Source organism: Escherichia sp. MOD1-EC5189 (genome assembly GCF_002966045.1).
Taxonomy (GTDB): domain Bacteria; phylum Pseudomonadota; class Gammaproteobacteria; order Enterobacterales; family Enterobacteriaceae; genus Escherichia; species Escherichia coli_F.
This window is the reverse complement of the sequence record NZ_PTRX01000018.1, coordinates 1-15,127: the sequence shown is the minus strand read 5'-3', so window position 1 is coordinate 15,127 and position 15,127 is coordinate 1. Positions and strand designations below refer to the sequence as shown.

Sequence of the window (15,127 nt, the reverse complement as noted above, 5' to 3'; positions counted from 1 at the left end):
GGGGCGTGCTCCGGGGTTTTTTCTTATCAATTCATACCAGGGATAACATCATGAAACTCTTTGCCCAGGGCACTTCACTGGATCTTAGCCATCCTCACGTAATGGGGATCCTCAACGTTACGCCTGATTCCTTTTCGGATGGCGGCACGCATAACTCGCTGATAGATGCGGTGAAACATGCGAATCTGATGATTAACGCTGGCGCGACGATCATTGACGTTGGTGGCGAGTCCACGCGCCCAGGGGCGGCGGAAGTTAGCGTTGAAGAAGAGTTGCAGCGTGTTATTCCTGTGGTTGAGGCAATTGCTCAACGCTTCGAAGTCTGGATCTCGGTAGATACTTCCAAACCAGAAGTCATCCGTGAGTCAGCGAAAGTTGGTGCTCACATTATTAACGATATTCGCTCCCTTTCCGAACCTGGCGCTCTGGAAGCTGCTGCAGAAACCGGTTTGCCAGTTTGCCTGATGCATATGCAGGGAAATCCAAAAACCATGCAGGAAGCCCCGAAGTATGACGATGTCTTTGCGGAAGTGAATCGCTACTTTATTGAGCAAATAGCACGTTGCGAGCAGGCGGGTATCGCAAAAGAGAAATTGTTGCTCGACCCCGGATTCGGTTTCGGTAAAAATCTCTCCCATAACTATTCATTACTGGCGCGCCTGGCTGAATTTCACCATTTCAACCTGCCGCTGTTGGTGGGTATGTCACGAAAATCGATGATTGGGCAATTGCTGAACGTGGGGCCGTCCGAGCGCCTGAGCGGTAGTTTGGCCTGTGCGGTCATTGCCGCAATGCAAGGTGCGCACATCATTCGTGTTCATGACGTCAAAGAAACCGTAGAAGCGATGCGGGTGGTGGAAGCCACTCTGTCTGCAAAGGAAAACAAACGCTATGAGTAATCGTAAATATTTCGGTACCGATGGGATTCGTGGTCGTGTAGGGGATGCGCCGATCACCCCTGATTTTGTGCTTAAGTTGGGTTGGGCCGCGGGTAAAGTGCTGGCGCGCCACGGTTCTCGTAAGATCATTATTGGTAAAGACACGCGTATTTCTGGCTATATGCTGGAGTCAGCACTGGAAGCGGGTCTGGCGGCTGCGGGCCTTTCCGCACTCTTTACAGGCCCGATGCCTACACCTGCCGTGGCTTATCTGACGCGTACCTTCCGCGCAGAGGCCGGGATTGTAATTTCTGCATCGCATAACCCATTCTACGATAACGGCATTAAATTCTTTTCTATTGACGGTACTAAGCTGCCGGATGCAGTTGAAGAAGCCATCGAAGCGGAAATGGAAAAAGAGATCAGCTGTGTTGATTCGGCAGAACTGGGTAAAGCCAGCCGTATCGTTGATGCTGCGGGTCGCTATATCGAGTTTTGCAAAGCCACGTTCCCGAACGAACTTAGCCTCAGTGAACTGAAGATTGTGGTGGATTGCGCAAATGGCGCGACTTATCACATCGCGCCGAACGTGCTGCGTGAACTGGGGGCGAACGTTATCGCTATCGGTTGTGAGCCGAACGGCGTAAACATCAATGCCGAAGTGGGGGCAACTGATGTTCGTGCGTTACAGGCGCGCGTACTGGCTGAAAAAGCAGATCTTGGTATCGCCTTTGACGGTGACGGCGACCGTGTGATTATGGTTGACCATGAAGGCAATAAAGTCGATGGCGACCAGATTATGTATATCATCGCGCGCGAAGGTCTGCGTCAGGGCCAACTGCGTGGTGGCGCGGTGGGTACATTGATGAGCAACATGGGGCTGGAACTCGCCCTGAAACAGCTAGGAATTCCGTTTGCTCGTGCGAAAGTGGGCGATCGCTACGTACTGGAAAAAATGCAGGAGAAAGGCTGGCGTATCGGTGCAGAGAATTCTGGTCATGTGATCCTGCTGGATAAAACCACAACCGGTGACGGCATCGTTGCTGGTTTGCAGGTGCTGGCGGCGATGGCGCGTAACCATATGAGCCTGCACGATCTTTGCAGCGGCATGAAAATGTTCCCGCAGATTCTGGTTAACGTGCGTTACACCGCAGGTAGTGGCGATCCGCTGGAGCATGAATCAGTCAAAGCTGTAACCGCAGAAGTTGAAGCGGCGCTGGGTAGCCGTGGACGTGTGCTGTTGCGTAAATCCGGCACCGAACCATTAATTCGCGTGATGGTGGAAGGCGAAGACGAAGCGCAGGTGACTGAATTTGCACACCGCATCGCCGATGCAGTAAAAGCCGTTTAACGCGTTATATAACTGGCTAAAAAGGCGGCGATTGTCGCCTTTTTTCTCGGTGAACATATCGGTTTTGCTGTTTTTTTCCGCAGTTGATACAATGCGATAAAATTGCCCTTGCGAAGGTCATTCGCTTTGGTTAGTATTCACACCCGCTTCAGTGGGAAAGATTAGAAATTCCCGCTTTATTGGTTGAAGCATTGGTACGCGGCAACTCCGCAAGGAACAGGTTGATTATGTACGAAGCTCTTTTAGTAGTTTTCCTTATTGTGGCAATTGGCCTTGTTGGTCTGATCATGCTGCAGCAAGGTAAAGGCGCTGATATGGGAGCCTCCTTCGGAGCAGGCGCTTCCGCTACGCTGTTTGGTTCAAGTGGTTCTGGTAACTTCATGACCCGCATGACGGCGCTGCTGGCAACGTTATTCTTCATCATCAGTCTGGTGCTGGGTAACATCAATAGCAACAAAACCAATAAAGGTAGTGAATGGGAAAACCTGAGTGCACCGGCCAAAACCGAACAAACTCAGCCAGCTGCTCCGGCTAAGCCGACCAGCGATATCCCGAACTAAAAAGTAGTATCCGTGCCGAGGTGGTGGAATTGGTAGACACGCTACCTTGAGGTGGTAGTGCCCAATAGGGCTTACGGGTTCAAGTCCCGTCCTCGGTACCAAATTCCAGAAAAGAGACGCTGAAAAGCGTCTTTTTTCGTTTTGGTTCTGGTCTGAGGAATGGTTGTCAGGTATCTGTATCTCGTCCAGTTGCTTTACTCGTAGCTGGTACTTTGAAACGATGGTGCCGGTACGCCTTAGTTATAAACTTTTCCCTACTGCTGACATAATTGGCACTTTATTGTGTCAACTCCAGTTCCGGTACGAATACGGATATGTTTACTTCTCGATAAACCATCCTGCTCCTGTCAGTATAACTACTGATGGCTACGTTCTGCGTAATGTTTAGAGACGCATTGATAATGTTATTTAATTACTGAGAACAATGGCCGCATCATTTAAAAAGAAAAAACTAACAGTGTTTCGGTCTGATATAGCTCAGCGTTGAAAAACATGTCTGATATAAAATTGAACATTGTTGATAATTGTTTATATTGGTTGTGAACTTGGATTTCTGGATGACAGTATTCAACAAATTTGTTAGAAGTTTTAAATCTCATTGGTTGTTGTATCTTTGTGTTATTGTTTTTGGTATTACGAACTTAGTCGCCTCTTCCGGAGCGCATATGGTTCAGCGATTGCTGTTCTTCGTTCTGACCATCCTGGTTGTTAAACGTATATCATCCCTTCCGCTTCGCCTGCTTGTTGCCGCACCATTTGTGTTACTGACAGCGGCAGACATGAGTATTAGCCTCTATTCATGGTGTACCTTTGGTACAACTTTCAATGATGGATTTGCGATTAGTGTGCTGCAGAGTGATCCAGATGAAGTTGTCAAAATGCTGGGGATGTATATCCCTTATCTATGTGCTTTTGCCTTTTTATCCCTTCTTTTTTGGGCAGTAATAATAAAATATGATGTTTCCTTGCCGACGAAAAAAGTGACAGGAATATTATTGCTGATTGTCATTTCGGGCAGTTTATTTTCCGCTTGTCAATTTGCTTATAAAGATGCAAAAAATAAAAAAGCGTTCAGTCCATATATACTAGCGTCGCGATTTGCTACCTATACACCGTTTTTCAATCTCAATTATTTTGCTTTAGCAGCGAAAGAGCATCAAAGATTACTATCAATTGCAAACACGGTGCCGTATTTTCAATTATCAGTCAGGGATACAGGTATTGATACCTACGTGTTGATTGTGGGGGAGTCTGTACGTGTCGACAATATGTCTTTGTATGGATATACACGCTCTACGACACCGCAAGTCGAAGCACAAAGAAAACAGATCAAACTGTTTAATCAAGCAATAAGCGGTGCACCTTACACTGCGCTGTCGGTTCCCCTTTCTTTAACTGCTGATTCTGTTTTGAGTCATGACATTCATAATTACCCGGACAACATTATTAATATGGCTAATCAAGCAGGATTTCAGACTTTCTGGCTAAGCTCGCAATCCGCTTTTCGGCAGAATGGTACAGCAGTTACCAGTATCGCCATGCGCGCCATGGAAACAGTCTATGTCAGAGGATTTGATGAATTGTTGTTGCCGCATTTATCGCAAGCGTTACAGCAAAAGACGCAGCAAAAGAAACTGATTGTTCTTCATTTAAATGGAAGCCATGAACCGGCTTGTAGCGCCTATCCGCAATCCAGCGCCGTGTTTCAACCACAGGACGATCAGGATGCCTGCTATGACAACTCCATTCATTACACAGATAGTTTGCTAGGTCAGGTTTTTGAATTATTAAAAGATCGCCGAGCCTCGGTCATGTATTTTGCCGACCATGGCCTGGAACGCGACCCGACGAAGAAGAACATTTATTTTCATGGAGGCAGGGAGGCCAGCCAGCAGGCATATCATGTTCCGATGTTTATCTGGTATAGCCCCGTTCTTGGGGATGGCGTGGATCGCACAACGGAAAACGATATCTTTTCCACTGCTTACAATAATTACCTTATTAATGCGTGGATGGGGGTAACAAAGCCGGAACAGCCGCAAACGCTGGAGGAAGTGATTGCACACTATAAAGGAGACTCACGGGTTGTAGATGCAAACCATGATGTTTTCGATTTTGTGATGCTAAGAAAGGAGTTTACTGAGGATAAGCAAGGTAACCCCACCCCTGAAGGGCAGGGTTGATGTCGAATTACTGGCCTTTATTTTCCAGATTCTCCACCTGCGGCACGCCCGAAGCGGCAGAGGAGGAGAGCAGGCCAGTTTTGGCATAACCGAAAAGTTTCTCGCGGGTATCGGTGATATCCAGGTTGCGCATGGTCAGTTGACCGATACGATCATCTGGCGAGAACACCGAGTCGCCTTTTTCCATCGTCAGACGCTCTGGCTTGTAGGTCAGATTCTCTGAGACGGTATTAAGGATGGAGTAATCGTTCCCGCGGCGCAGTTCCAGGGTAACTTCACCAGTGATCTGGCTGGCAACCCAGCGTTGCAGGGAGTCACGCAGCATCAGCGCCTGGGAATCAAACCAACGTCCCTGGTACAGCAGACGGCCCAACTGACGACCATGTGCATGATACTGCTCAATCGTGTCTTCATTGTGAATACCAGTAAGCAGACGTTCATACGCAATGTGCAGCAGCGCCATCCCCGGAGCCTCGTAAATACCACGGCTCTTCGCTTCGATGATACGGTTTTCAATCTGGTCGCTCATGCCCAGGCCGTGACGACCGCCGATGCGGTTAGCTTCCAGCATCATTTCTACGTCGTCGCTAAAGGTTTTACCGTTCAGCGCCACTGGATGACCTTGCTCAAAGCGTACTGTGACTTCTTCTGCCGGGATCTTCACGCTCTCATCCCAGAACTTCACGCCCATAATCGGGTTGACGATTTTGACGCTGGAGTTGAGGTATTCCAGATCCTTCGCTTCGTGTGTAGCACCAAGCATGTTGGAGTCTGTGGAGTAGGCTTTTTCGACAGACATTTTGTAGTCGAAACCGCAGGCAATCATAAATTCAGACATTTCATGACGGCCGCCCAGTTCATCAATAAAATCAGTATCAAGCCACGGTTTGTAAATCTGAAGTTCAGCATTGGTCAGCAGACCGTAACGATAGAAACGTTCGATATCGTTTCCTTTATAGGTACTGCCGTCCCCCCAGATATTCACGCCATCTTCTTTCATGGCAGCAACCAGCATGGTGCCAGTCACGGCGCGGCCCAGCGGCGTCGTATTGAAATAGGTCAGGCCGCCGGTGGTGTTATGAAATGCGCCACACTGAATAGCGGCAATACCTTCGGCAACCAGTTGTTTGCGGCAGTCGATCAGACGTGCGTTCTCCGCGCCGTATTCCATGGCACGACGAGGGATCGCATCATAATCCTCTTCGTCTGGCTGGCCCAGGTTTGCAGTATATGCATAAGGAACCGCTCCCTTTTGTCGCATCCACAGCAGTGCGGCACTGGTGTCCAGACCGCCGGAAAAAGCGATACCAATACGTTGACCTACCGGGAGATGCTTGAGAATCGTCGTCATAAAATAACACCCTGCTTAATTAACTGATGATGAGCCTGGATTTCCGCTCTCACTGAATTTTTATGCAAAATAAATGAGTTTTCATTTAATCACCTTTTATCGATGACAGGAAGAGTTTAGTGTGTTTTTTGTAAAATAATGCGCTTAAGGAGGAGCAGTAGAGGGCAAAAGTATTCGACAAACGAAAGTGAACTGGATATTCATTCACGCGATTAGCAATAAATGTTGACAAAATGTGGCGTGGATCACTATAATGCCTGCAGATTTTACGTCCCGTCTCGGTACACCAAATCCCAGCAGTATTTGCATTTTTTACCCAAAACGAGTAGAATTTGCCACGTTTCAGGCGCGGGGTGGAGCAGCCTGGTAGCTCGTCGGGCTCATAACCCGAAGGTCGTCGGTTCAAATCCGGCCCCCGCAACCACTTTCCCTTAGAGTCCTTTTTCAAATATACTGTGAAGACTTCGGCCTTCGTAGTGGGATTTGAAAAAATCCTTCTGGAAAGTGCTCCAGACCGCAGTTGCGGTTATAGGGTTCAGTTATATAAAGCCCCGATTTATCGGGGTTTTTTGTTATCTGACTACAGAATAACTGGGCTTTAGGCCCTTTTTTTATGTCTTGGGGGTGGGCTTGTCCACATTAGAGCAAAAATTAACAGAGATGATTACTGCGCCAGTTGAGGCCCTGGGTTTTGAACTGGTTGGCATCGAGTTTATTCGCGGTCGCACATCCACACTGCGCATCTATATTGATAGTGAAGATGGCATCAATGTTGATGATTGTGCTGATGTGAGCCACCAGGTAAGTGCTGTGCTGGATGTCGAAGATCCCATCACCGTTGCTTATAACCTGGAAGTCTCCTCACCGGGTCTCGATCGCCCACTGTTCACGGCTGAACACTACGCCCGTTTCGTCGGAGAAGAGGTGACTCTGGTTCTCCGTATGGCGGTACAAAACCGTCGTAAATGGCAGGGCGTTATCAAAGCGGTAGACGGTGAAATGATCACAGTTACCGTCGAAGGTAAAGATGAAGTGTTCGCGCTGAGTAATATCCAGAAGGCGAACCTGGTTCCCCACTTTTAATAGTCTGGATGAGGTGAAAAGCCCGCGATGAACAAAGAAATTTTGGCTGTAGTTGAAGCCGTCTCCAATGAAAAGGCGCTGCCTCGCGAGAAAATTTTCGAAGCGTTGGAAAGCGCGCTGGCTACAGCAACCAAGAAAAAATACGAACAAGAGATCGACGTTCGCGTACAAATCGATCGCAAAAGCGGTGATTTTGACACCTTCCGTCGCTGGCTGGTAGTTGATGAAGTCACCCAGCCAACGAAAGAAATCACTCTTGAAGCTGCGCGCTTTGAAGATGAAAGCCTGAATCTGGGCGATTACGTTGAAGATCAGATTGAGTCTGTTACCTTTGACCGTATCACCACCCAGACGGCAAAACAGGTTATTGTGCAGAAAGTGCGTGAAGCCGAACGTGCGATGGTGGTTGATCAGTTCCGTGAACACGAAGGTGAAATCATCACCGGCGTGGTGAAAAAAGTGAACCGCGACAACATCTCTCTGGATCTGGGCAACAACGCTGAAGCCGTGATCCTGCGTGAAGATATGCTGCCGCGTGAAAACTTCCGCCCTGGCGACCGCGTTCGTGGCGTGCTCTATTCTGTTCGCCCGGAAGCGCGTGGCGCGCAACTGTTCGTCACCCGTTCCAAGCCGGAAATGCTGATCGAACTGTTCCGCATTGAAGTGCCGGAAATCGGCGAAGAAGTGATTGAAATTAAAGCAGCGGCTCGCGACCCGGGTTCTCGTGCGAAAATCGCGGTGAAAACCAACGATAAACGTATCGATCCGGTAGGTGCTTGCGTAGGTATGCGTGGCGCGCGTGTTCAGGCGGTTTCTACTGAACTGGGCGGCGAACGTATCGATATCGTCCTGTGGGATGATAACCCGGCGCAGTTCGTGATTAACGCAATGGCACCGGCAGATGTTGCTTCTATCGTGGTGGATGAAGATAAACACACCATGGATATCGCCGTTGAAGCCGGTAATCTGGCGCAGGCGATTGGCCGTAACGGTCAGAACGTGCGTCTGGCTTCGCAGCTGAGCGGTTGGGAACTCAACGTGATGACCGTTGACGACCTGCAGGCTAAGCATCAGGCAGAAGCGCACGCAGCGATCGACACCTTCACCAAATATCTCGACATCGACGAAGACTTTGCGACTGTCCTGGTAGAAGAAGGCTTCTCGACGCTGGAAGAACTGGCCTATGTGCCGATGAAAGAGCTGTTGGAAATCGAAGGCCTTGATGAGCCGACCGTTGAAGCACTGCGCGAGCGTGCTAAAAATGCACTGGCCACCATTGCACAGGCCCAGGAAGAAAGCCTCGGTGATAACAAACCGGCTGACGATCTGCTGAACCTTGAAGGGATAGATCGTGATTTGGCATTCAAACTGGCCGCCCGTGGCGTTTGTACGCTGGAAGATCTCGCCGAACAGGGCATTGATGATCTGGCTGATATCGAAGGGTTGACCGACGAAAAAGCCGGAGCACTGATTATGGCTGCCCGTAATATTTGCTGGTTCGGTGACGAAGCGTAATAAACTGTAGCAGGAAGGAACAGCATGACAGATGTAACGATTAAAACGCTGGCCGCAGAGCGACAGACCTCCGTGGAACGCCTGGTACAGCAATTTGCTGATGCAGGTATCCGGAAGTCTGCTGACGACTCTGTGTCCGCACAAGAGAAACAGACTTTAATTGACCACCTGAATCAGAAAAATTCAGGCCCGGACAAATTAACGCTGCAACGTAAAACCCGCAGCACCCTTAACATTCCTGGTACCGGTGGAAAAAGCAAATCGGTACAAATCGAAGTCCGCAAGAAACGCACCTTTGTGAAACGCGATCCGCAAGAGGCTGAACGCCTTGCTGCGGAAGAGCAGGCGCAGCGTGAAGCGGAAGAGCAAGCCCGTCGTGAGGCAGAAGAATCGGCCAAACGCGAGGCGCAACAAAAAGCTGAACGTGAGGCCGCAGAACAAGCTAAGCGTGAAGCCGCTGAACAAGCGAAACGTGAAGCTGCGGAAAAAGACAAAGTGAGCAATCAACAAGACGATATGACTAAAAACGCCCAGGCTGAAAAAGCCCGCCGTGAGCAGGAAGCTGCAGAGCTCAAGCGTAAAGCTGAAGAAGAAGCGCGTCGTAAACTCGAAGAAGAAGCACGTCGCGTTGCTGAAGAAGCACGTCGTATGGCGGAAGAAAACAAATGGACTGATAACGCGGAACCGACTGAAGATTCCAGCGATTATCACGTTACTACTTCTCAACATGCTCGCCAGGCAGAAGACGAAAGCGATCGTGAAGTCGAAGGCGGCCGTGGCCGTGGTCGTAACGCGAAAGCAGCGCGTCCGAAGAAAGGCAACAAACACTCTGAATCAAAAGCTGATCGTGAAGAAGCACGCGCAGCAGTACGTGGCGGTAAAGGCGGGAAACGTAAAGGTTCTTCGCTGCAGCAAGGCTTCCAGAAGCCAGCTCAGGCCGTTAACCGTGACGTTGTGATTGGCGAAACCATCACCGTTGGCGAACTGGCGAACAAGATGGCAGTTAAAGGTTCTCAGGTCATCAAAGCGATGATGAAACTGGGCGCAATGGCAACCATCAACCAGGTTATCGATCAGGAAACCGCACAGCTGGTTGCTGAAGAGATGGGCCACAAAGTTATCCTGCGTCGTGAAAACGAGCTGGAAGAAGCGGTAATGAGCGACCGTGACACGGGTGCTGCGGCTGAACCGCGCGCGCCGGTTGTGACCATCATGGGTCACGTTGACCACGGTAAAACCTCTTTGCTGGACTACATTCGTTCAACGAAAGTGGCCTCTGGCGAAGCAGGCGGCATTACCCAGCACATTGGTGCATACCACGTTGAAACTGAAAACGGCATGATCACCTTCCTGGACACCCCGGGGCACGCCGCGTTTACTTCAATGCGTGCACGTGGTGCGCAGGCAACGGACATCGTAGTCCTGGTTGTTGCTGCCGACGACGGCGTAATGCCGCAGACCATCGAAGCAATTCAGCACGCGAAAGCGGCAGGCGTGCCGGTCGTGGTTGCAGTGAACAAGATCGACAAACCAGAAGCCGATCCAGATCGCGTTAAGAACGAACTCTCTCAGTACGGCATCCTGCCGGAAGAGTGGGGCGGTGAAAGCCAGTTCGTACACGTGTCTGCGAAAGCAGGTACCGGTATCGATGAACTGCTGGACGCTATCCTGTTGCAGGCAGAAGTTCTGGAACTGAAAGCGGTACGTAAAGGTATGGCGAGCGGTGCGGTTATCGAATCCTTCCTCGATAAAGGTCGTGGTCCGGTTGCTACCGTTCTGGTACGTGAAGGTACTCTGCACAAGGGCGACATCGTTCTGTGTGGTTTCGAATACGGTCGTGTTCGCGCAATGCGTAACGAAATGGGTCAGGAAGTGCTGGAAGCAGGTCCGTCCATTCCAGTTGAAATCCTTGGCTTGTCCGGTGTTCCGGCAGCGGGTGACGAAGTTACCGTAGTGCGTGACGAGAAGAAAGCACGTGAAGTTGCACTGTATCGTCAGGGCAAATTCCGTGAAGTTAAACTGGCACGTCAGCAGAAATCGAAACTCGAGAACATGTTTGCCAACATGACTGAAGGCGAAGTTCACGAAGTGAACATCGTTCTGAAGGCAGACGTTCAGGGTTCCGTGGAAGCGATCTCCGACTCCTTGCTGAAACTGTCTACTGACGAAGTTAAAGTGAAGATCATCGGTTCTGGCGTAGGTGGTATCACCGAAACCGACGCTACCCTGGCTGCGGCGTCCAACGCCATCCTGGTTGGCTTCAACGTACGTGCTGATGCCTCTGCACGTAAAGTGATTGAAGCGGAAAGCCTGGATCTGCGTTACTACTCCGTCATCTATAACCTGATCGACGAAGTGAAAGCGGCGATGAGCGGTATGCTGTCTCCGGAACTGAAACAGCAGATTATCGGTCTGGCGGAAGTTCGTGATGTGTTCAAATCACCGAAATTTGGTGCCATCGCAGGTTGTATGGTTACTGAAGGTGTGGTTAAACGTCACAATCCGATCCGCGTTCTGCGCGACAACGTGGTTATCTACGAAGGCGAGCTGGAGTCCCTGCGCCGCTTCAAAGATGACGTTAACGAAGTCCGTAACGGTATGGAATGTGGTATCGGCGTTAAGAACTACAACGACGTCCGCACTGGCGATGTGATCGAAGTATTCGAAATCATCGAGATCCAACGTACCATCGCTTAAGGTTTTAGGGTTCTATGCGGGATAAGGCGTTTACGCCGCATCCGGCATGGATTGCCTGATGCGACGCTGGCGCGTCTTATCAGGCTACGTGAACAGCCCTTCCACCTGAAATTAATTTTAAAAAGGGGCTAACAGCCCCTTTTTTGTCAGGAGAATTTATTATGGCGAAAGAATTTGGTCGCCCGCAGCGCGTAGCGCAGGAAATGCAAAAAGAGATCGCTCTCATCCTGCAACGCGAAATTAAAGATCCTCGTCTGGGCATGATGACCACCGTTTCCGGTGTCGAAATGTCTCGTGACCTGGCGTATGCAAAAGTATATGTGACGTTCCTTAACGACAAAGATGAAGACGCGGTTAAAGCGGGCATCAAAGCGTTGCAGGAAGCCTCTGGTTTCATCCGCAGCCTGCTGGGGAAAGCGATGCGCCTGCGTATCGTGCCGGAACTGACCTTCTTCTACGACAACTCGCTGGTTGAAGGGATGCGTATGTCAAACCTGGTGACCAGCGTGGTCAAACATGACGAAGAACGTCGTGTTAATCCGGACGACAGCAAGGAGGACTAATGAGTCGTCCTCGTCGTCGCGGTCGCGACATTAACGGCGTTTTGTTGCTGGATAAACCACAGGGTATGTCCAGCAACGATGCACTGCAAAAAGTGAAACGGATTTATAACGCTAATCGTGCCGGGCATACCGGTGCGCTGGACCCGCTGGCGACCGGCATGTTGCCGATTTGCCTCGGGGAAGCGACGAAGTTTTCCCAGTATCTGCTGGACTCCGACAAACGCTATCGGGTGATTGCGCGTCTTGGACAGCGTACTGATACTTCTGACGCTGACGGACAAATCGTTGAAGAACGTCCGGTAACCTTTAGTGCAGAGCAACTGGCGGCGGCACTGGATACTTTCCGTGGTGATATCGAACAGATCCCTTCGATGTATTCAGCACTGAAATACCAGGGCAAAAAACTGTACGAATATGCGCGTCAGGGAATTGAAGTCCCGCGTGAAGCACGCCCGATTACCGTTTATGAATTGTTGTTTATTCGCCACGAAGGCAATGAACTGGAGCTGGAAATTCACTGCTCAAAAGGCACCTATATCCGCACTATCATTGACGATCTCGGCGAAAAACTCGGCTGTGGCGCGCATGTTATTTACCTGCGTCGTCTGGCTGTAAGTAAATATCCGGTTGAACGGATGGTGACTCTGGAACATCTGCGTGAACGGGTTGAGCAAGCCGAACAGCAGGATATTCCGGCAGCGGAGTTACTTGATCCATTACTGATGCCAATGGACAGTCCAGCTTCGGACTATCCGGTGGTGAATCTTCCGTTAACGTCTTCTGTTTACTTCAAAAATGGTAACCCGGTTCGTACATCCGGTGCGCCGCTGGAAGGACTGGTTCGCGTTACAGAAGGTGAGAACGGCAAGTTTATCGGTATGGGCGAAATTGACGATGAAGGCCGCGTTGCGCCTCGTCGCCTGGTGGTTGAATACCCGGCGTAATGTTAACCGTCTTGCGATAACAAGTCGCTACGAGTAGAATACTGCCGCTTAACGTCGCGTAAATTGTTTAACACTTTGCGTAACGTACACTGGGATCGCTGAATTAGAGATCGGCGTCCTTTCATTCTATATACTTTGGAGTTTTAAAATGTCTCTAAGTACTGAAGCAACAGCTAAAATCGTTTCTGAGTTTGGTCGTGACGCAAACGACACCGGTTCTACTGAAGTTCAGGTAGCACTGCTGACTGCACAGATCAACCACCTGCAGGGCCACTTTGCAGAGCACAAAAAAGATCACCACAGCCGTCGTGGTCTGCTGCGCATGGTTTCTCAGCGTCGTAAACTGCTCGACTACCTGAAACGTAAAGACGTAGCACGTTACACCCAGCTCATCGAGCGCCTGGGTCTGCGTCGCTAATTCTTGCGAGTTTCAGAAAAGGGGCCTGAGTGGCCCCTTTTTTCAAACTGACGGCAGCAATTCACTGGAAACTAATGTATTGTTGCTATGAATGATCTTCCGTTGCAGAGGTTCGCGCGGCTAATGAGAGGCTTTACCCACATTGGGCTGGGTTAGGGTTGTCATTAGTCGCGAGGATGCGCAGAAGATCGGGTATTAACACCAGTGCCGTAAGGTGCTGTCTAAGAAAGAGAAAGGATATTACATTGCTTAATCCGATCGTTCGTAAATTCCAGTACGGCCAACACACCGTGACTCTGGAAACCGGCATGATGGCTCGTCAGGCTACTGCCGCTGTTATGGTTAGCATGGATGACACCGCGGTATTCGTTACCGTTGTTGGTCAGAAAAAAGCCAAACCAGGTCAGGACTTCTTCCCGCTGACCGTTAACTATCAGGAGCGTACCTACGCTGCTGGTCGTATCCCAGGTAGCTTCTTCCGTCGTGAAGGCCGCCCAAGCGAAGGCGAAACGCTGATCGCGCGTCTGATTGACCGCCCGATTCGCCCGCTGTTCCCGGAAGGCTTCGTCAACGAAGTTCAGGTTATCGCCACCGTGGTTTCTGTTAACCCGCAGGTTAACCCGGATATCGTTGCGATGATTGGTGCTTCCGCAGCACTTTCTCTGTCTGGTATTCCGTTCAATGGTCCGATTGGTGCTGCCCGCGTAGGTTACATCAATGACCAGTACGTACTGAACCCGACTCAGGACGAACTGAAAGAGAGCAAACTGGATCTGGTTGTTGCCGGTACAGAAGCTGCCGTGCTGATGGTTGAATCTGAAGCTGAACTGCTGAGCGAAGACCAGATGCTGGGCGCAGTGGTGTTCGGTCATGAACAACAGCAAGTTGTTATTCAGAACATCAATGAACTGGTGAAAGAAGCCGGTAAACCGCGTTGGGATTGGCAGCCGGAGCCGGTAAACGAAGCGCTGAACGCGCGCGTTGCTGCGCTGGCTGAAGCTCGTCTGAGCGATGCTTATCGCATCACCGACAAACAAGAGCGTTATGCGCAGGTTGATGTCATCAAATCTGAAACCATCGCGACGCTGCTTGCTGAAGACGAAACCCTGGACGAAAACGAACTGGGTGAAATTCTGCACGCTATCGAGAAAAATGTTGTTCGTAGCCGCGTACTGGCAGGCGAACCGCGTATCGACGGTCGTGAAAAAGATATGATCCGTGGTCTGGATGTGCGTACTGGCGTGCTGCCGCGTACTCACGGTTCTGCGTTGTTCACCCGTGGTGAAACGCAGGCACTGGTTACCGCAACGCTGGGTACTGCACGTGACGCACAGGTTCTTGATGAACTGATGGGCGAACGTACTGACACCTTCCTGTTCCACTACAACTTCCCTCCGTATTCCGTAGGTGAAACTGGCATGGTCGGTTCTCCGAAGCGTCGTGAAATTGGTCACGGTCGTCTGGCGAAGCGCGGCGTGCTGGCAGTAATGCCGGATATGGACAAATTCCCGTACACCGTACGTGTAGTGTCTGAAATTACCGAATCCAACGGTTCTTCTTCTATGGCTTCCGTGTGCGGTGCGT

Annotated in this window: 12 protein-coding genes and 2 tRNA genes; 13 read left to right on the top strand and 1 reads right to left on the bottom strand. The window is 50.3% G+C overall.

Annotated elements, in window-relative coordinates; genetic code table 11:
- Window positions 1-50: 50 nt before the first annotated feature.
- The 5 genes from folP to ATB02_RS15815 all read left to right on the top strand — a co-directional run bounded on the left by folP (window position 51) and on the right by ATB02_RS15815 (window position 4,972).
- Entirely contained in the window at window positions 51-899 is an 849-nt protein-coding gene (gene folP, locus ATB02_RS15835) for a dihydropteroate synthase (RefSeq protein WP_000764731.1), read from the top strand.
- A complete protein-coding gene (gene glmM / locus ATB02_RS15830; protein ID WP_000071137.1) occupies window positions 892-2,229 on the top strand; it encodes a phosphoglucosamine mutase in 1,338 nt (445 codons plus the stop codon). The genes folP and glmM overlap by 8 nt, the downstream gene beginning before the upstream one ends.
- A 227-nt stretch (window positions 2,230-2,456) precedes the next feature.
- Window positions 2,457-2,789, top strand: coding sequence for a preprotein translocase subunit SecG (gene secG, locus ATB02_RS15825; RefSeq protein WP_001295556.1), 333 nt, complete (start codon window positions 2,457-2,459; stop codon window positions 2,787-2,789).
- A 14-nt stretch (window positions 2,790-2,803) separates the two neighbouring features.
- Window positions 2,804-2,890: transfer RNA gene (locus ATB02_RS15820), tRNA-Leu, on the top strand.
- 456 nt (window positions 2,891-3,346) lie between these two features.
- Entirely contained in the window at window positions 3,347-4,972 is a 1,626-nt protein-coding gene (locus ATB02_RS15815) for a phosphoethanolamine transferase (RefSeq protein ID WP_105271880.1), read from the top strand.
- 7 nt (window positions 4,973-4,979) lie between these two features.
- On the opposite strand, the gene argG is transcribed toward ATB02_RS15815, so the two are convergent.
- Window positions 4,980-6,323 (bottom strand): argininosuccinate synthase, encoded by a 1,344-nt coding sequence (argG, locus tag ATB02_RS15810; protein WP_000207680.1) that lies wholly within the window; start codon window positions 6,321-6,323, stop codon window positions 4,980-4,982.
- Window positions 6,324-6,670: 347 nt separating this feature from the next.
- On the opposite strand from argG, the gene ATB02_RS15805 reads away from it, so the two are divergent.
- From ATB02_RS15805 to pnp, 8 genes are all read left to right on the top strand, one after another.
- Window positions 6,671-6,747: transfer RNA gene (locus ATB02_RS15805), tRNA-Met, on the top strand.
- 206 nt (window positions 6,748-6,953) lie between these two features.
- On the top strand, window positions 6,954-7,406 hold the full coding sequence (gene rimP, locus ATB02_RS15800) for a ribosome maturation factor RimP (protein ID WP_001300397.1): 453 nt from the start codon (window positions 6,954-6,956) through the stop codon (window positions 7,404-7,406).
- Between the two features lie 27 nt (window positions 7,407-7,433).
- Window positions 7,434-8,921 carry a transcription termination factor NusA gene (nusA, locus tag ATB02_RS15795; protein WP_001031046.1) on the top strand — a complete coding sequence of 496 codons (1,488 nt, stop codon included), beginning with the start codon at window positions 7,434-7,436 and terminating at the stop codon, window positions 8,919-8,921.
- Between the two features lie 24 nt (window positions 8,922-8,945).
- Window positions 8,946-11,618 (top strand): translation initiation factor IF-2, encoded by a 2,673-nt coding sequence (infB, locus tag ATB02_RS15790; RefSeq protein ID WP_000133052.1) that lies wholly within the window; start codon window positions 8,946-8,948, stop codon window positions 11,616-11,618.
- Window positions 11,619-11,779: 161 nt separating this feature from the next.
- On the top strand, window positions 11,780-12,181 hold the full coding sequence (rbfA, locus tag ATB02_RS15785; RefSeq protein ID WP_001040205.1) for a 30S ribosome-binding factor RbfA: 402 nt from the start codon (window positions 11,780-11,782) through the stop codon (window positions 12,179-12,181).
- Window positions 12,181-13,125, top strand: coding sequence for a tRNA pseudouridine(55) synthase TruB (gene truB / locus ATB02_RS15780; protein WP_046081278.1), 945 nt, complete (start codon window positions 12,181-12,183; stop codon window positions 13,123-13,125). The genes rbfA and truB overlap by 1 nt, the downstream gene beginning before the upstream one ends.
- Before the next feature lie 148 nt (window positions 13,126-13,273).
- Entirely contained in the window at window positions 13,274-13,543 is a 270-nt protein-coding gene (rpsO, locus tag ATB02_RS15775; protein WP_000059466.1) for a 30S ribosomal protein S15, read from the top strand.
- 245 nt (window positions 13,544-13,788) lie between these two features.
- On the top strand, window positions 13,789-15,127 hold a 1,339-nt coding region (pnp, locus tag ATB02_RS15770), incomplete at its 3' end, for a polyribonucleotide nucleotidyltransferase (RefSeq protein ID WP_105271879.1).